22 protein-coding genes are annotated in these 20820 nt (G+C 53.6%); 1 reads left to right on the forward strand and 21 read right to left on the reverse strand.

The genetic code is table 11. The features are described 5' to 3' along the window. Positions 1 to 144 precede the first annotated feature (144 nt). The 20 genes from J7M22_06670 to J7M22_06765 form a co-directional block, all read right to left on the reverse strand. Positions 145 to 1260, reverse strand: a complete 1116-nt coding sequence (locus J7M22_06670) for a carboxypeptidase regulatory-like domain-containing protein (GenBank protein ID MCD6506293.1) — start codon at positions 1258 to 1260, stop codon at positions 145 to 147. A 359-nt stretch (positions 1261 to 1619) separates the two neighbouring features. Beyond that, positions 1620 to 3515, reverse strand: coding sequence for a heme lyase CcmF/NrfE family subunit (locus tag J7M22_06675; protein ID MCD6506294.1), 1896 nt, complete (start codon positions 3513 to 3515; stop codon positions 1620 to 1622). Beyond that, positions 3505 to 3903 carry a cytochrome c maturation protein CcmE gene (locus J7M22_06680; protein MCD6506295.1) on the reverse strand — a complete coding sequence of 133 codons (399 nt, stop codon included), beginning with the start codon at positions 3901 to 3903 and terminating at the stop codon, positions 3505 to 3507. Before J7M22_06680 ends, J7M22_06675 begins: the two co-directional genes overlap by 11 nt. 146 nt (positions 3904 to 4049) lie before the next feature. Next, positions 4050 to 5312, reverse strand: coding sequence for a cytochrome C (locus J7M22_06685; GenBank protein MCD6506296.1), 1263 nt, complete (start codon positions 5310 to 5312; stop codon positions 4050 to 4052). Positions 5313 to 5355: 43 nt separating this feature from the next. Continuing rightward, positions 5356 to 5634 (reverse strand): DUF2283 domain-containing protein, encoded by a 279-nt coding sequence (locus J7M22_06690; protein ID MCD6506297.1) that lies wholly within the window; start codon positions 5632 to 5634, stop codon positions 5356 to 5358. Continuing rightward, entirely contained in the window at positions 5618 to 6673 is a 1056-nt protein-coding gene (locus tag J7M22_06695) for a radical SAM protein (protein MCD6506298.1), read from the reverse strand. Before J7M22_06695 ends, J7M22_06690 begins: the two co-directional genes overlap by 17 nt. A 202-nt stretch (positions 6674 to 6875) precedes the next feature. Beyond that, on the reverse strand, positions 6876 to 8165 hold the full coding sequence (gene hemL / locus J7M22_06700) for a glutamate-1-semialdehyde 2,1-aminomutase (protein MCD6506299.1): 1290 nt from the start codon (positions 8163 to 8165) through the stop codon (positions 6876 to 6878). Positions 8166 to 8169: 4 nt separating this feature from the next. Beyond that, on the reverse strand, positions 8170 to 8619 hold the full coding sequence (locus tag J7M22_06705) for an Lrp/AsnC family transcriptional regulator (GenBank protein ID MCD6506300.1): 450 nt from the start codon (positions 8617 to 8619) through the stop codon (positions 8170 to 8172). Next, positions 8616 to 9065, reverse strand: a complete 450-nt coding sequence (locus tag J7M22_06710; protein ID MCD6506301.1) for a hypothetical protein — start codon at positions 9063 to 9065, stop codon at positions 8616 to 8618. Before J7M22_06710 ends, J7M22_06705 begins: the two co-directional genes overlap by 4 nt. Then, positions 9049 to 10008, reverse strand: a complete 960-nt coding sequence (gene hemB, locus J7M22_06715; GenBank protein MCD6506302.1) for a porphobilinogen synthase — start codon at positions 10006 to 10008, stop codon at positions 9049 to 9051. The genes J7M22_06710 and hemB overlap by 17 nt, the downstream gene beginning before the upstream one ends. A 74-nt stretch (positions 10009 to 10082) precedes the next feature. After that, positions 10083 to 10460: a hypothetical protein gene (locus tag J7M22_06720; GenBank protein ID MCD6506303.1), complete on the reverse strand. Its 378-nt coding sequence runs from the start codon at positions 10458 to 10460 to the stop codon at positions 10083 to 10085. Next, positions 10460 to 11581, reverse strand: coding sequence for a radical SAM protein (locus J7M22_06725; GenBank protein ID MCD6506304.1), 1122 nt, complete (start codon positions 11579 to 11581; stop codon positions 10460 to 10462). Before J7M22_06725 ends, J7M22_06720 begins: the two co-directional genes overlap by 1 nt. Positions 11582 to 11616: 35 nt before the next feature. After that, positions 11617 to 12003, reverse strand: a complete 387-nt coding sequence (locus J7M22_06730; GenBank protein MCD6506305.1) for a DUF5615 family PIN-like protein — start codon at positions 12001 to 12003, stop codon at positions 11617 to 11619. Next, entirely contained in the window at positions 12000 to 12251 is a 252-nt protein-coding gene (locus J7M22_06735) for a DUF433 domain-containing protein (GenBank protein ID MCD6506306.1), read from the reverse strand. The genes J7M22_06730 and J7M22_06735 overlap by 4 nt, the downstream gene beginning before the upstream one ends. 8 nt (positions 12252 to 12259) lie before the next feature. Then, positions 12260 to 13750 carry a uroporphyrinogen-III C-methyltransferase gene (cobA, locus tag J7M22_06740; protein ID MCD6506307.1) on the reverse strand — a complete coding sequence of 497 codons (1491 nt, stop codon included), beginning with the start codon at positions 13748 to 13750 and terminating at the stop codon, positions 12260 to 12262. Then, the gene (hemC, locus tag J7M22_06745) at positions 13699 to 14580 is read right to left on the reverse strand and encodes a hydroxymethylbilane synthase (GenBank protein MCD6506308.1); all 882 of its coding nucleotides are present in this window, start codon (positions 14578 to 14580) and stop codon (positions 13699 to 13701) included. Before hemC ends, cobA begins: the two co-directional genes overlap by 52 nt. Before the next feature lie 44 nt (positions 14581 to 14624). After that, complete coding sequence (locus J7M22_06750; GenBank protein MCD6506309.1) at positions 14625 to 14888, reverse strand: hypothetical protein; 264 nt, start codon at positions 14886 to 14888, stop codon at positions 14625 to 14627. A gap of 28 nt (positions 14889 to 14916) precedes the next feature. After that, the gene (hemA, locus tag J7M22_06755; protein MCD6506310.1) at positions 14917 to 16578 is read right to left on the reverse strand and encodes a glutamyl-tRNA reductase; all 1662 of its coding nucleotides are present in this window, start codon (positions 16576 to 16578) and stop codon (positions 14917 to 14919) included. 113 nt (positions 16579 to 16691) lie between these two features. Next, entirely contained in the window at positions 16692 to 17510 is an 819-nt protein-coding gene (locus tag J7M22_06760; protein MCD6506311.1) for a NapC/NirT family cytochrome c, read from the reverse strand. Positions 17511 to 17823: 313 nt separating this feature from the next. Next, positions 17824 to 18054 (reverse strand): hypothetical protein, encoded by a 231-nt coding sequence (locus J7M22_06765; protein ID MCD6506312.1) that lies wholly within the window; start codon positions 18052 to 18054, stop codon positions 17824 to 17826. Between J7M22_06765 and J7M22_06770 the strand changes: the two genes are divergently transcribed. Continuing rightward, the gene (locus J7M22_06770; GenBank protein ID MCD6506313.1) at positions 18031 to 18591 is read left to right on the forward strand and encodes a substrate-binding domain-containing protein; all 561 of its coding nucleotides are present in this window, start codon (positions 18031 to 18033) and stop codon (positions 18589 to 18591) included. The two genes, J7M22_06765 and J7M22_06770, sit on opposite strands and share 24 nt — an antisense overlap. Here the strand turns inward: J7M22_06770 and J7M22_06775 are convergent. Continuing rightward, entirely contained in the window at positions 18588 to 20783 is a 2196-nt protein-coding gene (locus tag J7M22_06775; protein ID MCD6506314.1) for an alpha-galactosidase, read from the reverse strand. The genes J7M22_06770 and J7M22_06775 overlap by 4 nt on opposite strands. Positions 20784 to 20820 lie beyond the last annotated feature (37 nt).

Genomic DNA, 20820 nt, shown 5'->3' on the forward strand with positions numbered 1-20820 from the left:
ATCCTTTCTGCTCGCCTTGCGAGAAGGGATTTCGCTTCGTCCATTGCTTGAGCAGGTGCAGGAGTTGATAGAGCAAACATGTCGCATGAACAAACGTCGTGCTCATCCGGCAACTTTTCAGATCTTATTTGCTCTTGGCGATTCTTAACTTGATGCGAATGGGGCACGAAACCTTGTGCCCCTACGCGATTTTCCCTCAAGCGTTTTCCTGAACTCCTCGTATATCTCGTCCGATATGTCCCCGGAGCTTTTCAACTCGTCTAGCTTGGAGATCAGAACTGATAAAACCCTTTCACGCTGAGCTGATCGGATCGCTCTTGATTCCTCTGAGATACGGTATCTCCTTCTTAGAATCGAGGCGAAGAAAGCTCCGAAGCCGAGGAGAAAGGCGATCGAGGCGATGATCCAGGGAAGATCGCTTCGAGGTTTAACCCCCGTCCTGAGCACGATCTCCACCTTCTTACCGCCTTTCACATTCTCCATCGGGAACGTGTAAAAGCTCTTGTCCTCAACGGTCTCCACCCTCTTCGGCTGAAATCCCGGGGAGGAGACATCGATGGTATCGAGCCGCGTGATGATGGAGAGATGTTTCACGTCGAAGGGGAAGGTTCTGGATAGATCCAGCCTCTCCGATCTTTTCATGCTATATCTCAGGCTGAAGACATAGCCTCCGGGCTTTAAGGCCATAGAGTGAATTACTTTGTTGCCCGTAATCTGCGTGCAGCACTCCATGAATCCCTGAATGAGCTTCAGGTTTTCGATACCTTTGGGAAGTTCCAGCGTGAGGTTAGGGAAAGCGGTTTTACCGGTGTTCATGAGTGAAAATGTCTCCAGCACCTCAAAACCTCCTTCCCCCTCGCTCAAGACGATATGACAAAACGGGATGGATATCTTTGACTTATCTTCCGAGAGGTCATAGACTTCAAGGGTGATCTCTGCTTCCTTTTTGTCCTTCGTGAGGGCGAAAGCATCGGAGGAATACTCCACGCCCTGATGCTGGGTTGAGACCTCGTATGATAATCCTTCGTCTATTTTAAGTCCTGAAAACTCGAAACGCCCTTCTCCATCCGTCTTCGCTTTTTTCTCCAGGGCGATCGAATTCCCCCTCCATCCCTTCAGGACAACCTCCTGAGAGGGGAGCGGCTTTTTAATCGTGAGGTTTACGACCTTTCCGGTTATCCTTCCCTCATCTGCGGCGCGGAGGACAAAAGGCTGTAAGGTGAGGAAGATGGCGAGCACGAAAAGGCTTAACCTTCTCATTCATTTTCCCCCTTGATCTATCTGTTTCGCTCTTATTTCCCTTGAGTGTAGGTAGGGGCGAAAGATTTTTCGCCCGTACGGTGTCCTTAAAAGGTCGAGAGACAAGAGTCTAGAGTCCAGAGTCTTTTTTTGTCTCTCGTCTCTTGACTCTCGACTCTAGACCATCTTAACCTCAACCTAAACCTTAACCTGTTTTTGCATCCCACTACACTCAGCGATAATATGAGCGTCCAGATTTGAAGGCCGGATCGAACAGGGGGAAAAGCGTGTATCCAAGAAGCGGCAGCGATATGACCAAACCCAGAAAGATGAACATGAAAACACCTCCCATCCTTTATAAGGACGTGCCTATGGATAGCTCATAGCAATCTCCCCTGAAGAAGGGCGAAAAGTGAACCTGCAAGCATCACCCAGCATCCCATCCATATCCAGCTCACAAGCGGGGTTATGTAAACCCTGAAGCTCGCCTTATCCTCCGACGCATCGAGCAAAATGGCGTATATATCGCTGAGAAATCCCGATCTTATGTCCACCTCCGCCGTGATCTCCCCTGTTCTCGGATAGAAGGCATTGGCAGGGGAGAGCCTCCCAACCGTTTTCCCCTCTCTCATCACCCTCAGTCTGCCTGAGACCATCTCGAAGTTCCTACCTCTGTTCAAGGATATCCCCTCGAACTTAAAGGTATATTCCCCTAGTCTGAAGCTATCGCCGGGTTTTATATCCCTCGCCGTCCTTTCTATTTTGAGCGGGGATGAGACCAGCCCCACGAACATGATCGCAACGCCGATATGGACTATGTATCCCCCGTATCTTCTTCTGTTCCTCAAAAAGGACCTCAGTGGATTGGAGCTCCTCCTCAACGGACGATAGAACTCCGAGATCATGCTCACCAGAACGAAGGTGCCGAGGAAGATGCCGAGTATGGGATACAGGCTTTTAAGCTTAAGTCCGAGAGGAATAGCGATGATGGCCGAAAGGGAGATCGGGATGAGAAAGTTACGGAGAAAGTTCGAGATGGAAGCTCTCCTCCATGAAATGAGCGGACATATCCCGGTGAGGAGCAACAGCAGAACCGCTAGAGGGGTGTTCACCCTGTTGAAGAAGGCGGGGCCGACGACCACTTTCTTCCCGGTGAGGAGCTCCGAAAAAAGCGGGAGCATCGTCCCGAGGAAGGTGGCGAAACAGAGGGCACAAAGCACGAGGTTATTGAGCAGGAAGACACCTTCCCTTGAAAAGACGGTGTCTATGCCCTTTTGACTTTGAAGCAGCTCCCTCCTGAGGTAGATGATCACGATGGTCGATACGCTCGATAGGGCGATGAAGGCGAGGAAGTAATATCCGATGGAGGATTCGACGAAGCTGTGAACCGATCCGATCACGCCGCTTCTGGTCAGGAAGGTACCGAAGATGGAAAGCTCGAAAGTGATGGCGATAAGCAGGATGTTCCAGAATTTCAGCAGATCGCGCCTCTCCTGCATCATGATGGAATGCAGGAAGGCGGTAGCCGTCAGCCATGGCATCAGTGAGGCGTTCTCAACGGGGTCCCAGGCCCAATATCCACCCCATCCGAGCTCCACATAGGACCATTTCATACCGAGGATTATACCGATGGTCAGAAAGATCCACGAGATCATCGTCCAAACCCTGCATCTCTTCAGCCACTCCGTATCCCTTCTATCGGCAAGCATGGCGCCGATCCCCAGCGCAAATGGGATAGTAAACCCGACGTATCCCACATAGAGGGCGGGGGGATGAAAGATCATGTTGGGGTTTTGAAGCAGGGGGTTTAAACCCCTGCCCTCCTCAGGGATGAAGGGGAACCTCTCAAAGGGACGGCTGGGAAGGATGAGCAATAAGGAGAAGAAGAGTTGGGTGAAGGCGAGGACGGGAAGCGAACGGTCCACGATATCGTCCCCTCTCCTCCATCTCAGTATCAGCACTGCTGAAAGCAACGTCAAGAGCCAAAACCAGAATAGAAGCGATCCCTCCTGACCGGCCCATAGGGCTGTGATCTTATAAAGCGTTGGAAGATCCGAGCTGGAATGTGAGGCCACGTATTTGATCGAAAACTCGTCCCTCAAAAAGGCATAGGCGAGCCTGAAACAGGCTATGGTTGAGAGGATAAAGGTCGAAAGAAGCGCTCGCCTGCCGCTTTCAAGCAGCCGTTCCTCCTTGAGCTTCAACGCCAGAACCGTCGTTACCGAGGCGAACAGCGAGAAGAAGAAGCTCAGGTTCAGGACGAAGCTACCTATCATCCTTTTCCCCCTTCGCCTCATACTTCGATGGGCATTTCGTGATGATCCTTTTCGCCTCGAAGAATTTTCCTTCAGGCCAGTATCTCCCCTCGACGATAACCGGCGCCCCTTCCCTGAAGGTCGGAGGTACCTCCTCGCCTCCGTAGACCACTCTTATCCTGTTCCGCCCGTCGGTTATCTCAAACTCGACTATCTTCTCCCTCTTCAGGCTGCCCTGAACTACCTTCCCCTCGACCTTTATCCTCTTTGAGTAAACCTGGGGTGACCTCAACAGCTCCCCTACCTTCATATAATAGATTCCCGATTCTTTAAGCCCGCTTACGATGAGGTATGAAAGGCCTGAAAGGGCGATAAACGAGGCCGCGAGAACCTTCACCCTTCTGTTCATCCGTAAAGACCTCCTTACTTCAATCCTGCTCGCTCTTATTTCCCTTGAGTGTAGCGGTTATCCATTAGGAGGAACGAGGAGAAGGGAAATCCGCTGCACGTTCAACGTTTAACGTTGTAACGTTTTCCGTCCTGGTTCCTCGTTCCTTATTCACGCCTTTTCCCTTTATCTCTCCTGAGCTCCTCGGCCATCTCCTTGATCTCCGCTAGATCCCGTTTCATCTCGCTCCAGCCATACCAAAGGGCGTAATCAGGATTGGCGTGAAATACCCCCTGGAAGGTCCTCATCCTGTACTTCAGGAACATCACGAAAAGCTTCTGTTCGATCACCGTGGGCGCGTCGTGAAATGTGAGGAGATCGGGATAGGCATAGGCGTAGCTTTCAGGCTTTTTGAGAATTCCATCCTTGTAGAGCGATGCCACGATGCGGATCGCCTCGGCCATAAGGTGATCCGCCTTCTTTATCATCTCATCTCCCTTTTCCAGCTCGGCCTTAGCGAAGTTGGCGGAATGGCATCGGTTGCACACCTTCAGCATTTTATCCCTTTCCTTCTGCCAATCCTCCTGAGTGAGTCGAACCACATCAGCGGCTTTCACGACGTCGAGCCTCGCTGTGGGATTTCCATCGGGATCAAGCACGCCGAGAGCTTTGAGTATCGTAACCCGATCGTTCGCCCATTCCTTATCCTCAGGTAGAGGTAACCTGACGGCCAGGAAACCCCATGCCGTTTTGACGTCGTGATCCCCATAGGGCATGTGACATGTCTGACATGTCGGAGCGGCGACCTCATGGGAGAGCACCCCCTTTTGTTTCAAAAGATACCTGACCCCGTGCTTTGACGATGAGTACACCTCCCATTGGGGATGGTCGAAACCCATGTGACATGTCTGGCATGCCTGGGGCTGTCTCGCTTCCATGGCGGAGAAGAGATGTCGGGTATGGCATGAGTCACACGAGACTATTCCGAATTTCACACCTTTTCCTTTCAGCTCCTTTATCTCCTCCTCGCTTTTAAGTCCGATCTTATGGCATCCGCCGCATCCCTTCATCCCCTCGGCTAAGGCCATAGGTTGCCGGTGGAAGGTCGGCATGGCCTTCATCGCGGCCCATGCCTTAGCGTGTTTCCCGTTCTTGAACTGTTTCACCTGCTTTCCGTGACATATCTTACACGTTTCGGGGGTGGGTATTTTCACCTTATCGACATCCTCAGCCGATTTGTGTCCTTCGCCATGACAGGTTGTACAGCCCACCCCGTTTTTCCCGTGTTGGCTCAACCTCCAATCCGAGACGATCTCAGGCGTGATCTTAAAATGGCAGCTGATGCACTCTGCCTCCTCCTGGGCCCAAAGGGGGAGAAACAGGAGGATCAAGAGGCAAAGTGACATATAAACATAGATAAACTTCCCCATCTTACGCCTCCAGCTTTAGTTAATCTAAAGGGCGGATCTACACTCAGGTATCCCTGTCCACGGCTTTAGATCCTACAGCAGCGGTATTGCCTGTTCCGGGCATCTCGGTGGTATCTGGAATCGGAGCGGAAGCAATTTGGTATTCGATGCGAGTAGGTAAAGCGACGCGGCGGGAAGCATCTAGGATTTCAAGAGATACCAAATTGCCCGCTGCATCATAGTCCAGGATCACCCCAGGCTTATCTTCATCGCTTTCTTCGACAGGTGTTTCGGCGAAAATAACCGTCAAAGTATCCGTTTTAGGATCATAGATAACTTTCATGAGCTCCTCCAATACTTCCAAACCTTACTTCATTTTCGTCAAGCGGTTTCTCGCTTTGATATATACATTGCGGCTCCTCGGCGAGGAAGTCCCCCGTCCTTCCATAGGCCCTAGCTCGACAGCCGCCGCAGACATATTTGAACTCACATATCCCACATTTCCCCTTGAGCTGTTCAGGGTCTCTCAGGAGCTTAAAGAGCTCGGCCCCTTCCCATATCTCCCTTATCCCTTTCTCCCTTATGTTCCCGGCGTCCAGGGGCAGATATCCGCACGGCTGAACGTATCCCAGGCTCGATATGAAGCAGACGTTTATCCCGGCGAGGCAGCCGAGCCTCTTCGTGCCCCTCGACCCGGCTATGCGGAAATAATGGGGAGCGCAGGTGGCCTTTAGCTCCAGATCCACCTCCTTCGAGCGTCTGTGGAGCCAGTTCAAAACCCTCTCGTATTGAACGGGCGAAAGCTGAGATCTCTCCTCTATCTCGAGACCACAGCCGACGGGAACCAGCAGAAATAGATGTAATGCTTTGAGATGAAGTCTAAGGCAGAGATCCATAATGGCGGTGAGGTCATCGACGTTCTGCTTCGTGACGGTCGTGTTTATCTGGACCTCCACGCCGTGGGATCTCAAGTTCTCGATCCCCCGCATCGCCCTTTCAAACGCCCCTTTAACCCCTCTTATCCCGTCGTGAACTTCGGGATTTGAACCGTCAAGGCTCACGCTCACCCTTTTTATCCCCGACCTCTTTATCTCACCCGCCGTTTCACGGTCTATCAGCGTTCCGTTGGTGGCAAGGGCCACCTTGAGCCCGTTTTCCGCCGCATAAGCAGCTATATCGAATACGTCCTCCCTCATGAGTGGCTCCCCGCCCGTCAGGATAAGGAGGGGATTTGAAAAGGCAAGCAGGGAGTCGATCAGGTCGAAGATCTCCCGTCTTTCAAGCTCATTCGGCGGAGACTCTCCCGCCCCGGCCTTACAGTGTATGCAGCTCAGGTTACAGACCTTCGTGAGCTCAAGGAAGAGTATCCTGAGATCGTTCATCTTGCGTCACCTTTCGGAGTATCCACATGACCGATGACCCAGTAGGGTGATACACCATTCATCTCCCCTTTTCCTTACTTTTTGGGGAGCGGATGGTCTATCTCCAACCCCGGATCGGCAGAACCCTCTTAAGCGTCTCCCTTTTCCTCCTTTCTGAGAAAGGTTAAAGTTTAGAAGAAGGTCCTCAACCTTAACCTCAACCTTAACCTATCCTTGAAGCGGCCCTTTCAAACGCGGTTATGGTTTCATCTAAAACCCTCTCATCGTGGGCCGTTGAGAGAAAGATGGCCTCATACGGGGATGGGGCGAGCATGACCCCCTCCTCCAGAAGGGCATGAAAGAGCCTCGAGTAGAGCTTACCGTCCGAGCTTTGAACGTCCTCCAGGTTTTCAACCCTCTCCTTTTCGGTGAAGAAGATGGAGAACATGGCGGTCTCCACATTGAGGACTGCCGGTATCCCTTTTTCCTCGAAGATCCTCCTCAGCTCCCCGGCAAGTCTCTCCGTTCTCTCCTTCAGGACGGGATACGGATTTTCCGCCTTCAGGGTTTTAAGTGCGGCTATACCGGCGCTCATAGCGAGGGGGTTTCCCGAAAGGGTCCCCGCCTGATATACGTTTCCCTCAGGTGCCAGGAGCTCCATTATCTCCTTTCTCCCACAGAAGGCTCCCACCGGAAGCCCTCCTCCGATGATCTTGCCAAGGGTGAGGATGTCCGGCTCGATGTTCAGCGTCGTTGAGACGCCTCCGAAGCCTACCCTGAACCCCGTTATAACCTCATCGAATATCAGGAGTGCCCCGTGGCTTTTGGTCAACTCCCTTAACCCCTCGAGGAACCCCTCTTTGGGAGGGATAACGCCCATGTTTCCTGCTATCGGCTCGACTATGACCGCTGCTATCTCCTCCCCTCTCTCCCTGAAGATCTCCCTTACGGCCTCGATGTCGTTATAGGGCGCGAGGAGCGTATATGAGGTCACTCCTTCCGGCACTCCGGGGGATGAGGGGATGTTGAAGGTCAGACCTCCGGAGCCTGCCTTCACGAGGAAAAAATCGGAATGGCCGTGATAACATCCCTCGAACTTTAAGATGTAATCCCGCTTCGTCTTCGCCCTCGCCAATCTCACCGCGCTCATCGTCGCCTCGGTGCCGGAATTGACGAACCTGACGAGATCGACGAACGGGAAAGCCTCCTTGATCAGTTCGGCCAGCTCGATCTCCAGATCGGTCGGCGCCCCGAAGCTCGTGCCTCTGGTGAGAGCCTCCCTGATCGCCCCTACGATCGCAGGATGAAGATGTCCTAGGATCAGGGGGCCATAGGACATGACGTAATCTATGTATCTATTTCCATCCACATCGAAGATGTACGCACCATCTCCCATGCTTATAAAACGCGGGACTCCGCCGACAGCCCTATAAGCCCTGACGGGGCTTGAAACCCCTCCCGGCATGCATTCCTTCGCCCTGTCGAAAAAAGCTTTAGATCGTTCCATCTCCATTTTATCACACCTCAAAGGAGCTTTTTTTGAAACACCTCCTGGTGAGGAGCACGAGCGGCTCGCTCCCGGCCATCTCCCTCATCCTCTCTATCCTCTCAAGGAGCTCCTCCCTCGTTCTAGCGTGAACCATCGTGTAAAGCTGATAATCAAGCTGGGAATAGGATCTTCTCCTGTAGCAGTGGGAGACCCATGGGAGGGCTGCAAATCTCATCCCCAGTTCTCCGGGAGCCTCCGTTCTCCAAAGCAGCAGGGCGTTTTCGGAGAAACCGGCTCTGAAATGGTTCAATACGACGCCGAACCTCCTTATCGCCCCGGAGCCCATCAGCTCCTCTATCTTTCTCAGAACCCATTCCTCGCTTACGCGGAGCTTTTCGGCTATCTCCCTGAAAGGCCTTTTGACGATCGGTATGTCGGAAAGCTCCCTTAAAAGCTCTCTCTCCTTTTCGAGCATCATCGGAACACCGCCCTGAGCTTGTATACCTCCTCGCTTTCCAGAACCAGCAGATCTTTAACGCCTTCAAGCGCCTTAAACCTCTCCATCAGCTCTCTCCTTCTCTCCTTCTCGGCCGTGAGCACGAGCCACAGGTTATAGGGGCAGGCTTGGGAGCCGTCCATAGGCTCTCTTTCGTAGCAGTGGGTGACCTCTCTATATCGCGCCGTCTCCCTTCCGACCTCTTCCACCTTTTCCCCATCAACCTCGAGGGCGAGCAGGACCGGCTCTGCGCCGAGTCTTCTGGGCTCAAGCACTGCCCCTATCCGTCTTATAACCCCCTCGTCCTTAAGCCTTCGCAGGGTTTTGATTAATTCTCCCTCATCCTTCTTGAACTCCTCCGCCAGCTTCGAGAAGGGTCTCGGATGAATCGGGAAGAAGATCTGAGCCTTTTCAAGCCATCTCTCCAAGCTTCTCTGCCACCTCCTTTGCGAAATATGTCAGGATCAGGTCCGCCCCCGCCCGTTTGATGCTCGTCAGGACCTCTATCATTGCCCTTTCCTCATCCAGCCATCCCAGCCTCCCTGCCGCTTTTATCATAGCGTACTCCCCGGAGACGTTATATGCGGCGATGGGCCTGAGGAACCTTTCTCTGACTGCCCTTATCACATCGAGGTATGGAAGGGCGGGCTTCACCATGACGATATCCGCCCCCTCTTCGATATCGAGCTCTATCTCCAGGATCGCCTCCCTCAAATTGGGCGGGTCCATCTGATAGCTTCTCCTGTCGCCGAAGGCAGGGGCCGATTCGGCGGCGTCTCTGAACGGTCCGTAGAAGCAGGAGGCGTATTTGGCCGAATAGGCCATGATGATCGTCCCCTTGAACCCCTCCTCGTCCAGAACTTCCCTTATCGCCTTCACCTGGCCGTCCATCATCCCAGAAGGCGCCACCACGTCGGCACCGGATCTGGCGAGCGAGAGGGCGGTTTTACCTATCAGCTCCAACGTCTCATCGTTATCCACATCTCCCTCCCTGATAACCCCGCAATGGCCGTGAGACGTGTATTCGCAGAGACAGACGTCCGCTATGACGACCAGTTCGGGTATGGCGTCCTTGAGCGCCCTTATGGCTTGCTGGACTATCCCCTCATCCGAGTAGGCCTCGCTCCCAAGTTCATCTTTGGTCTTTGGGATGCCGAAGAGCATCACGGCCTTCACCCCGAGGCCGTAAGCCTCCTTCACCTCCCTTAAAAGCTCGTCCACTGTGAGCCTGAACTGGCCAGGCATCGAACTTATCGGCTCCCTCTTTCCCCTGCCGTGGATGACGAAGAGGGGATAGATCAGATCGTCAACGGAGAGCTTCGCCTCCCTGACAAGGGCCCTGATGTTCTCGTTTCCCCTCAATCTTCTCATCCTGATCTTAGGAAACACCTTAAATCCCTCCCCATACCCTGAGGAAATAGCGTGAACGTTGGAACGTTAAACGTTCAACGTGCGAGCTCATAGAAATATGCCAGGCCCTTAGGCCTTGTGAACTCCAGTTCGCCGGTCGTAGGGTCCAATTTTAACCCTAGCGATTCCAGCGTCTCCACCCCGATAACGGTTTGGGCTCCCTCAAAGGCGATCCCTATTGCGGGCGCCTCCACATCCCCGATCCCGACCACTATCCCGTAGGCTTTAGCTTTGACCCTTCTTCCATCTCCTAGGTGCAGATCAATCTCCCGTATGGGTCCCCACGCCCCTACCTCCTCAAGGACCTCCTCCGGCAAAACGGTATAGGTTGCACCCGTGTCTATAAGCACGTTTTTCAGCTTCACGCTTGCTTTGCTTCCCTTTATCGTGACATCTGCGTATATATGTCCCATTATGCTTCCCTCCCTATCTCTTCAAGGGAGAGATAACATGCGGGATCTTCGCCGAACGGATCGTTGAAGACCTGATCGGCCCTCGCCCTGAAACCACCGCATATATCCTTGAAAACACATATCCCGCATCTTCCCGAAAGCCTACGCGGGCGCTCCCTTAAGGCGGCAAGCAGCGGATCGCTGGATATGATCTCCAACAGGCTCCTCTCCTTTATGTTCCCCAATCTCTTTTCCCAGAACTGGTTCGGGTAGACCCATCCCGATTGATCGACGCGCAGCAGTTTCGATCCTGAGCTTTCGCCACCCTGAATCCTCAGATATCGCAGAATCTTTTCGGCCTTCTCTGGCTCCCTCTCCTTCAGTCGAAGGTATAAGAAGATCCCGTCAAACGGGGCCGTAACGGTCAGGATCTGCATCCTCGATCCCCTCTCAAGCATCTCCCTAGCCTTGAGGATGAGCCTCTCCACGAGCTTTCGCTTTTCCTCCCTCTTCAGATCATGCTCCGGCTTGGCTCGGCCGGAGTAGACCAGGTGATAGATGCAGAACCTCTTTATTCCGATACTTTCGGCCAGATCTATCAGATCGAAGAGCTCACCGGCGTTGAATCTGGTTATGGTGAACCTGATTCCCACCTTCATCCCTTCGTTCAGGGCGTTCTCCATGCCTTTGAGCGCCTCCTTGAAGGCGCCCTTTTTGCCTCTGACGAGGTCGTTGGTACTTTCGAGCCCATCGAGGCTCACGCCGACGTATGAGAAGCCTGATCTTTTGATCTCTTTGACGAACTCCCTCGTTATGAGCGTTCCGTTTGTGGAGAGGGCCGGGGAGATGCCGAGCGAGGAGGTGAATCGGCCGAGTTCGAGTATGTCCTCCCTCAAAAGGGGTTCCCCGCCGGAAAACAGTATGGTCTTAACCCCCGCTTCCTTGAACTTCATCAGCGCCTGGAGGGCCTGTTCGTGGGAGAGCTCTCCGTCGGAGCTCGAGGCGGAATAACAGTGGATGCATCTCAAGTTGCACTTCGACGTCACGTTCCACACCAGAACTGATGGGGAACTGTCCCTCGAATACCTGATTCTATCCGTTTTGGATGGCTCCTCCGAGAGAAGAGCCGTCAGATTTATCATCTCAGACCTCACTTTATCTCAGGCTAAGATATCCCTCACGGTCGGCGATCTTCTTGCCTAGTAATGGGCAATTCTCTGATGCGGATGCCCGCATCTTCCAGTACTACAATAGCTCCTTCGAGTAGAGGCTTTTCGATCTTGGGCCATGCACCTATAATTTGAGCAAATAGATTATTCGGATGAGTGTTACGGAGGCGGAAGATGATAACAGAAGGCGTTGTCTCGCCGGAAAAGGCCAGCAGATGACCGTAATCGAGATCATGAGTTATGATAACTTCTCCTCTTGCTCTGGCCTCCTCGATAATCATCATATCGCTTGATCGAGACAGCCCGATATCCCCTGCGTGACGGCATTCATGACCTGCTGAAGACAATAGCCGAACAAGAGTTCGCGGGAGATTCATGTTCAACAGGAATTTCATTTAACGACGACCTCCTCCATTGGTATGACTCTTTCCTCCATAACCCAAGCCGCATATCCCAAAGCTTGATAGATATCCTCTTGTTCCAGTTCGGGCCACTCCTTCAAAATCTCCTCTATCGTCATCCCCGAGCTCAGATAGCTGAGGATGGAGGAAACTGGGATTCTCAGGCCACGAATACAAGGTTTCCCGAAACATTTGTTCGGGTCCAGGGTTATTCTCTTGAACTTATAATGTCGAATCTCCAAGCTTATTTTCACCTCCTTATCGCCTCGACTATCCCTTCACCTGTGTAAAGGTCAGGCATTATATCCACCGTGAATCCTCTCTCCTCAAGGCTTTTTCCCGTGACCGGACCTATGGCGACGATGAGTCCCTTTCTCAGAGCCGATCTCCCCTCCTCGCCGAACGTCTCGAGGAAGGAGGAGACGCAGGACGGACTTGTGAATATGAAAGTATCCATCTGCGAAAGCAGCAGCCTTAAGATCTTGGCCTCCCTCCTACCTGAGGGCACGGTCTGATAAAGCTCCACCTCGCTCACTTCCGCGCCGAGCTCCTTCAGCCCGTTCCTCAGGGTTGCATTTCCACCTCTGCAGCGCAGAAGCGATATCCTCTTCCCGGAAACCCCTATCCTCGCGAAACTCCTCAAGAGTCCCTTCGACGAATATTCGTCGGGAAGAAGGTCGGCGAGGATCCCCACTTTCCTCAGCTCCTCGGCGGTAACTGCGCCGATCGCAGCGACCCTCGATCTCACCCTTCTGACGTCGAGCCCCGCCTTTTGAAGCGCTTGTAGGAAAAACCTTACGCCTCTCTTGCTCGTGAAGACCATCCAATCGGAGTCCAGGCTCTCCCTCAGGAGCCCAACCTCGAGATCGAGGGGCAGGAACTTTATGGCCGGAAAGATAAGGGCTCTGGCCCCGTATTCTCTGAGACGTTCGGCAAGCTCAAGCGCCTCTTCTTTAGGCCTTATCACAAGTATGTTCCTCCCAAAAAGGGGTTTCCTCTCGAACCAGGATAGCTTCTCCCTGAGCTCCACCACGTCGCCGATGACCGTGAGGGAGGGCGGTTCAAGCCGTTCCTCTCCCAGCTCCTTGAGCTTCCCGGCCGTAACCCTCTGCATCGAGGTGGTCCCCCAGGTTATGCTCGCAAACGGCAGGTTTCCGTTCATTCCGGAGGAGGTGAGCTTCTCCTTTACCTCCCTGGCGTTTTTAGCTCCCATGAAAAGCACGAGCGTTCCGTTGAGCTCCGCGACGGATCTCCAGTTCAGCTCTTCCTCCTTACTCGGGTCCTCGTGACAGGTCACGGCGCAGATGGATGAGGATAACCTCCTGTGCGTCAGCGGAATGCCGGCGTAGGCCGGCCCGGCCGAAAGGGCGCTGATCCCGGGGACGAGCTCAAACTCTATCCCTCTCTCGTTCAGATATTCCGTTTCCTCACCCCCTCTTCCGAATATGAAGGGATCTCCCCCTTTGAGGCGAACGACGAGTTTCCCCTCCTTTGCCTTCACCTCCATCAACCTGTTGATCTCATTCTGTGTTGTGCCCCATTTCTTTCCGACGGGCACGAGCTCAGCCTCCTCCTTTGCGTAGAAGAGGAGCTCCACCGGGGCAAGTGCATCGTAAAGTATACAATCAGCTCTCCTTATAAGATCGAGCCCTCTTTTCGTGATGAGGGAGGGGTCGCCTGGACCTGCCCCTACGATATAGACCTTCCTCCGGTTTTCCTCAGTATCTTCTCTGCGACCCATCTTCCCAGCTCCTCCGGATCTTCGCCTTCACCCTCCGCCTCGAACCTCCTCCCATCGAGATAAAGGACGCCTTTGAGGTGGATCCCATCCTTCGTAAACCTCCCATAAGCCCCGATCGCCTTCCTGCAACCTCCCCCCAGAGCTTTGAGGAAGGCTTTTTCGGCCTCGACCTCAACCCTCGTCGGGAGATGATCTATGGATTTGAGGAGGGATGTTATTTTATCCCCGGCCCTCGTCTCAAGGGCTAAAGCTCCCTGGCCGGGCGATGGAAGGAAATTTCGAGGATCGAAGATCTCAACGGCCAGCGACTCCATACCGAGCCTCAATAGGCCCGAGTAGGCCACAACCAGCGCATCGCAGACTCCATCGCGGAGCTTCCTGAGCCTGGTATCCAGGTTGCCTCTTATAGGGAGGATCTCCAGGTCCATCCTCAGATCCAGAAGCTGAAAGGCCCTCCTTAGGCTTGAAGTTCCAATCCTCGCCCCCTCCTCGAGCTCATGAAGTTTCCTGCCATCACGTGTCACGAGACAGTCGGACGGGTTCTCTCTCCTCAGATACGCTGCCACCTTAAGCCCTTCGGGAAGCTCCGAAAGCATATCCTTTGAGCTATGAACGGCTATGTCTATGTTTCCCTCCAGGAGCTCCCTCTCTATCTCCTTGACGAAAATGCCTTTGCCGAGGTTCTCGACGGGGGTTTCCCTGTGGATGTCGCCCTTTGTCCTTATAATAATCAGCTCCACATCGAAGCCGAGCCTTTCAAGCTTCAGCTTAGCCTCCTTCGCCTGAGCCAAAGCTAGTTTGCTTCCCCTGGTTCCAACTTTTATTCTCATATCCCTAAAGATCTCCTCAAGAGGGCATGGGAATACCAAGTTGCTTACAGATTCGCCTTGCGGTGTAATTCGAGCAACAGGTAAATCGGTTCCTCTAAATCTGCTTCAGGATCCGTACAATCCGGATTTGGTTGGGGAAGCGGTTCACCCTTAAGCAGGTTGGTCTCCGCCATGTCTACTAAAGCGCTTGCCAGCAGACGTCGCGCCTCCTCCAGATTCGGACCCCAGGTGATGACTCCCGGAAAATCCAGAACTTCGGCGTGTACGCCATCATCAAGAAACTTGTACATGGCCTTGTAAATCAACATAGCCTCACCTCGCTGCTTTTTGTAAGGGTCACAACCCGAAGATTTCCCTGAACGCCAGCGCCAGTTTCCTATCCCTTTTTATCCTCTTAATCGCGTCCCGGAACAGTTTTTCGGCCGGGACCCCCTCCAGCTTTCTGAATAACGAAAGTATGATTTCCTCTACCTCCAGGTTCTCATACCACTTTCTGAACTTCTCGGCCTCGATCTGGGCTACCCTCTCCGCCTCTTTAAGCCTCTCCTCCTTCCTCCTGAGGTTCTCCGAAGCGATCTCCCTGAGCTCGTCCACGAAGAGACATTCCACATTCTCAATCTCCCTTACATCCTCCTCCACATTCCTGGGGACGCTCAGGTCTATTATCAGGATCTTCCCTCCTCTTAAGGCCCTTTCAACCTGTGCCCTTCTGAGAAGGGGAACGTGAGAGGATGTGGCGACGAAGAGCAGATCCAGTTCACCTAAAACCCTCTCAAGCTCGCTCAGATGGACAGGCTTGGCGGGATGTTCCTCGCAAAGGAGGGCGAGTTTCTCCCTGTTCCGACCGATAAGATAGAGGTCTTCGAGCTTCAGGTGTCTGAGCAGTATCTCGGCCACCTCCCCTGTCCCCAGTATCCCCACCTTTTTGCCCGAAAGATCTGAGAGCTTCTTCTCGGCGAGTTTAACGGCAAGCGATGGGACGGAGATGGAGGATTCCTGGATTCCCGTTTTGACCCTTATCTCCTTGGAAGCCTTAAGGGCTCTTTCAAACAACCTGTTCAGAACCTTGCCCGTTCTACCCTTATCCCTCGCCTCCTCATACGCCCTCTTGACCTGACCCGCTATCTGGGTTTCGCCCAGAGCTAACGAGTCACATCCGGAGGCGACGAGGGCCAGGTGTTTGAAAACCCCCTCCCCCCTCCTGAAGTAGAGATAATCCTTGAGCTCATCAGGGATTCCTTCCAAAGCCCGTTCAACCCCCTCGTCACAGAAATAAAGCTCCACCCTATTACAGGTGGAAAGCAGCACTGATTCCTCCAGCCCACCTTCAAGTGAGCTTAAAACCTCAAGTGCCTTCTCCCTGATATGGATGGGGGAGGTTTTATAGTTGAATCCCAAAAGGTATATCCCCCTACGCGTGCCGTGGATTACACGGTTTACGTGGTCGGTCGAGATGGCGCGGATCAGATCCCTCCTGCCCTGAAACCCCTTCTCAATGAGCTCTCTTCTCATCTTCGAGACGATCTGGAGCGCCTTTGAAAGGAACTCGATCGGGAGCTCTTCGCAGATCATCCTTTTAAGCTGGGCGGAGAAGGAGGGGGCAATACCTCCTGTGGAGATGGCTATGCTCAGATCGCCCCTTTTTATTAAGGCAGGCATGTAGAAATCGCAGAGCTCAGGATCATCGGCGACGTTCACCAACGCCCCTTTCTCCCTCGCCTTTTCCGCTGCTCTTCTGTTAAGCTCGGCGTCATCGGTGGCGACGAAGACCAGATCAAACCCCGTAGGATCATCCTCACTGAAATCCCTCTCCAGAAGCTCTGTCCCATCGAAATCTTTCGCCTTCTCCTTTATATCCCGTGATATCTCCCTGGCGACCACCCTCAGGAGGGAGGGTTTGTGTTCCAGAATTTTAGCGAACTTCCTCGCGGCAACCTCCCCGCCGCCGACTATCAGGACTCTCATTCCCTCGATTTTAAGCTCAACCGGAAGACCCATCAGGGACTTACCTCCCCATCTCTAATGAGATTCTAACATCTCCTCCTCTCAAATGCAAATTGACAAATAGCGTAGAAGCCGGAATTGTGACAGTTTTGGCAGGCGGGATGGAGCTATGGGAGCTCATGTCTGACTTCGAGATGACATCTGGAACACTCCACGCTGTGAGAGAGGTGATCCCTATGGATCAGATCCATCTCACCATACCTCCCGATCGTTTCGGGTTCGGAGTGACATGAGGCGCAGGTTTCACTCGGCACATCGCCGTTTCCCCTTACGATGGATGTATGGCATTGTGTGCAACTCGCCCCCGAACTCAGGAGATCCTCATGTCTGATCTCTTCATCTCCTATCTTCACGATCCCCTTCGGCTCACCGTGGCAGGAGGTGCAGGTTGAAACCGGCTCTTTAACCTCCCCTTTCGGGAAGTGGCAGAGAAAACATGTTCCCTCCTCAACCGAAAAGTGGGCCTCCTGCGCTGTGTGCGAGTGACAACTCGTGCAGCGGAGGCTCAGTCCCAAATCCGATCGAGCAAGATGAGGTTGGTGGGTGAAGGTGACTCCTTTGAATTGAATCCGTTTTGTCTCTAAAGCCTTTCTCTCATGGCATCCCTCCCTGAGACAGCTATCATCCCGTATCTCGGCGTGAGGTTTGCGCTTTTTGTATGTCCCTACGGCGTAATTGACCACATGAGTCAAGCCCGTGCTGACTTTCCCCTTGACGTACGATGCAAAACCCGGCTCGAAGTGACACTTCAGACAGTTAACATCCTTATGCTTCGACTCCTTCCACGATTCATAGTAAGGCTTCATGTTGTGGCAGCTCTTACAGAAGCTTGGAGTCGAGGTATACTCGAAAAGCCCGAAGGAAATTCCGACTAAAGCGACGAGGGCGATTACGATTATCAGGTATAGCTTTCTCACTCCTCCCATCTTTTGTCCTCATGACATCCTACGGTTTTACATGTCTTGGACGGCTTATCATATATTCTCCCATAACCTCTATTCTCCCATAACCTCGAACTTAACTTCAACCTCCGGAGGGGTTTTCAACGCTTTTCGCCAGCGCTGTAGTGATAAGCCCCGTGCCTACCGGACTCGAGGGCACGCACGGGGCATGCCCTCTATCATGCCTGATTATACCAAATCATTGAAAAGCCCTGCAACCTCCGGGAAATCCTTCGGATTCATGGCGGCCTTGTAGGAGTGGGTATGGTCTTTATGGCAGATGTTGCAGCCGAAGATCTTATGTGTCGTCCCGTGTCAGGAGGATATCCATGGCAGGATTTGCAGCCCCATTTCTTTTTATCGTGACATGCCGGCATGCAGTTTCCGGTATCGGATCGTATTCCACCCCGCCTATATCGATCGTGCCGCTGTGGACATCCTCATCATGCTGTCTGCCCTTATGGCATGAGTCACAGTTCAGTTTTTCCTTTTCGACGTGGAACCTGTGTTTTCCGGTGTTGGAAGGCACGACCTCGCTATCACCGGGGCGGAGTATCTTCTCGACGACGGCGAGGTGAGGGGGATCGTCCGAAAGGGGGAGAGGAAAACTATTGCCTGCAGAAAATCGCCCATTCTCGTTCCCGCCAGCGATCCGGCCGATATCCGATCGCTTGAGGATATGGCGAGACCAGGAGTGTGCGTGGCCATCTCCATCATCGACTGTCTGAAAGGGATGTGGGAGGACATCTGCGGTCGGATGGGGCTTATAGATCCGATAAGACGTAACATCACCTTTCACGCCAACGGATGTATCGCCATCGTCGAAGCCGTCGCTCAGGGAAAGGTGGACGCCGCTTTCGGCTGGACGGCGTTTGAACATCTGGCGCCCGGAAGGATCGAGGTGATACCGATGCCAGAGGATCAGTGCATCCTGCGAGGCACTTGTGTCGGATTGCTTGAATTCTCACGCAACGTGGAGGAGGCGAGACAGTTCATGGATTTCCTCACCACCGAGGAGGCGCAGGATTTCTATAGGGAATTCGGTTGGATCCCTCCGGTTTGCTAAGGGTGGAAGGGATCGCGGGGTTCCCGTATCGCGAACCACGTCATACCGTTCGGCTTAACGCTCACTTCGATCCGAACCCTATAACGGCAATCGAGCTTATATGCCTTCGCTGGGCCGTCCTTCTCGCTGATCATGGCGGTGTCGGTCAGGCCGGTGTAATAAAGCGGGAGCTCAACCTCTTTCGTTATGCTTTGAGAGGTCGGATTGTAGAAGACGGCCAGCCCCTTTTCGGGCAGATCGGGATTGACGTGAAGGATTCCGTCTAGATCTCGGCCGTCCGCCCGACGAAGATGGATGATGTCTGACTCCAGAATTGCACGGTGCTTCTTGAAGAAATCAACCCACCTTTTCACCAGCGCCTTTGTCTCCTCCGAATCGTAAAGTCTGAACCCCCTATAGCATGCTTGCACTCCGAATCCGAAATTATTGGCGAGATGCAGCTCATAGTCCTCCAGGTGCTCGCTCAAAGGCTCGATCGTGGCAGCAGTTCCCCCGCCGTGGTATTCCACCAGAGGGGTGAACATCCAGCCCATTGTGGGCGTCTTCTCCCACGTTCCGTCATACATGTTCTGGCGTGCGTGGATGTGCTGCCGCTCCCGCGGCAGCGACCAGTTGGTCTCCCGATATCCCATGCCCGTCTTGTTCGAGCCGACCAGGAAATACCAGTCCGGCACGTTGAGGTAGATTCCTCTGGCGCGACACCACCGATAAAACTCCGCTATCCGCTGATACTGTCTCCATTGCGAGTCCTCTAACCCCCTGTGCCCGGGGTGTTTCGTGGAGGCGCAAACATCCCCCGGGTAGCTACCATCATGCTCCAACAGGTTAAATCCGGTCTTCTCCAAAAAGGTCCTTATCCTCCGGAAATATTCGATCCCCCATCTGCTGCACAGGCAGGGGGAATTGCCGGAGATAGCTCCGCCCGGCCTGCCGGTTTTGGGGTTGATGACATCGTCCTCTTCGCCGACGCTGCGGCTGGCGAGCAGGTTATAGCCGCCCAGCTCGATCCCCTTGCTATGTGCGTAATCGGCGAGTTCCTTAAATTTGGCTATGTTATCCGGCGATAGATCCTCCATGTTCAGGCCGCTTCCGAAGCTGAGGATGACCATCTCAAAGCCCACCTCAGCACATTGATCTATGGCCTTCCTGACCACATCGGGGTCCGTGGAGGTCACGTGCATCATTATCGGGTTCTCGGTCACCCATGGCGCCAGCGTGCGGTACATGCGGCGAATCGCCAGTCCCTTACGTTCGCGGTCGGTGCTGTCATGTACCAGCTCGAAGAGGCGAAAGGTCTCCAGCGACTCCCCCGGCGGGATATCGACATCCGGCCCCAGCGGAGGGCGTACCTCTAGCACACACGGCGTTTTCAATCTGTAGTTCACCTGGGTCGTATACTCCGGGTCTTCCACCCAGTAGACCGTGCGGTTATTCTCGTTCTGTTCCTCGCCGCCAAAGGCATAATCGGTGATCACCGTGATGTTGGGCAGTTCCCATCGGTCCGGATCGCCCACATGCGATTCGGCCTCCACTACGCCCAGCACCTCGACGATGAAACGGTTGAGTCGAACGGGTTCATCGGAGCCGTTGTGGATGACCAGCCATTTCGACAGTAAGGGTATGCCGTCGTATAGCTCATAATGTACTTCCACCCGAACGCCAGGAAGCTTTCCATCCGGCGGTCGGAAGTGCAGGATAAGGGATATCCCCGGAGGAGGCCAAGGCAAATTTGTGCTGTGGCGGACCCGCTTCCACGGGAACCTCTCCTTTGTCTCCCCCCGCTCAAATCCGACGAATTGGAAGGAGTTAGGAGGGCTCTCCATAGTTTCCAGCCACTCCGGCTTCAGATAGGCGAGATCGGGTTGCCCGATCAGACCTCCCACCGGATACCGCACGCCGTTCAACTCCAGCACCGCCTCGGGCTTCACCGCTCTCAGAAGCGACTCATCACTCATCAGGTTATCGAATGCGACCGTAGCGGCGTTCGGTTCGATCCGAAATGACCGGCTGATAAGACCGTTGGAGAGCACTATCTCCCTGCCGCTCTCATCCCGGTAAAGCCCCGACCGCGATTCGGGGGCGTTCAACAGCCAGTCGTCACTTTTCATCTCCTCCGATCTGAAAACCGGGAGGCTCATCACATCCATGTCTTCCTCCTTTTCACCTCTTGACTCTCGACCATATAATGCCATGGAGGAGGAGTTCTGTCAAGTTTAGGGCTTTTCAACG

Source organism: Candidatus Poribacteria bacterium (assembly GCA_021162805.1).
Classification (GTDB): domain Bacteria; phylum Poribacteria; class WGA-4E; order B28-G17; family B28-G17; genus JAGGXZ01.

Excerpts from the sequence above, each read along its gene's own strand:
- hemB (MCD6506302.1), bottom strand. The coding sequence starts at position 10,008 with ATGAGAAGATTGAGGGGAAACGAGAACATCAGGGCCCTTGTCAGGGAG.
- J7M22_06750 (MCD6506309.1), bottom strand. The coding sequence starts at position 14,888 with ATGTTGATTTACAAGGCCATGTACAAGTTTCTTGATGATGGCGTACAC.
- J7M22_06690 (MCD6506297.1), bottom strand. The coding sequence starts at position 5,634 with ATGAAAGTTATCTATGATCCTAAAACGGATACTTTGACGGTTATTTTC.
- J7M22_06675 (MCD6506294.1), bottom strand. The coding sequence starts at position 3,515 with ATGATAGGTAGCTTCGTCCTGAACCTGAGCTTCTTCTTCTCGCTGTTC.
- J7M22_06775 (MCD6506314.1), bottom strand. The coding sequence starts at position 20,783 with ATGGCATTATATGGTCGAGAGTCAAGAGGTGAAAAGGAGGAAGACATG.
- hemC (MCD6506308.1), bottom strand. The coding sequence starts at position 14,580 with ATGAGAATAAAAGTTGGAACCAGGGGAAGCAAACTAGCTTTGGCTCAG.
- J7M22_06695 (MCD6506298.1), bottom strand. The coding sequence starts at position 6,673 with ATGAACGATCTCAGGATACTCTTCCTTGAGCTCACGAAGGTCTGTAAC.
- hemA (MCD6506310.1), bottom strand. The coding sequence starts at position 16,578 with ATGGGTCTTCCGGTTGAGCTTAAAATCGAGGGAATGAGAGTCCTGATA.
- J7M22_06680 (MCD6506295.1), bottom strand. The coding sequence starts at position 3,903 with ATGAACAGAAGGGTGAAGGTTCTCGCGGCCTCGTTTATCGCCCTTTCA.
- J7M22_06670 (MCD6506293.1), bottom strand. The coding sequence starts at position 1,260 with ATGAGAAGGTTAAGCCTTTTCGTGCTCGCCATCTTCCTCACCTTACAG.
- J7M22_06760 (MCD6506311.1), bottom strand. The coding sequence starts at position 17,510 with ATGGGAGGAGTGAGAAAGCTATACCTGATAATCGTAATCGCCCTCGTC.
- J7M22_06705 (MCD6506300.1), bottom strand. The coding sequence starts at position 8,619 with ATGATGCTCGAAAAGGAGAGAGAGCTTTTAAGGGAGCTTTCCGACATA.
- J7M22_06725 (MCD6506304.1), bottom strand. The coding sequence starts at position 11,581 with ATGATAAATCTGACGGCTCTTCTCTCGGAGGAGCCATCCAAAACGGAT.
- J7M22_06720 (MCD6506303.1), bottom strand. The coding sequence starts at position 10,460 with ATGGGACATATATACGCAGATGTCACGATAAAGGGAAGCAAAGCAAGC.
- hemL (MCD6506299.1), bottom strand. The coding sequence starts at position 8,165 with ATGGAGATGGAACGATCTAAAGCTTTTTTCGACAGGGCGAAGGAATGC.
- J7M22_06730 (MCD6506305.1), bottom strand. The coding sequence starts at position 12,003 with ATGAAATTCCTGTTGAACATGAATCTCCCGCGAACTCTTGTTCGGCTA.
- cobA (MCD6506307.1), bottom strand. The coding sequence starts at position 13,750 with ATGGGTCGCAGAGAAGATACTGAGGAAAACCGGAGGAAGGTCTATATC.
- J7M22_06685 (MCD6506296.1), bottom strand. The coding sequence starts at position 5,312 with ATGGGGAAGTTTATCTATGTTTATATGTCACTTTGCCTCTTGATCCTC.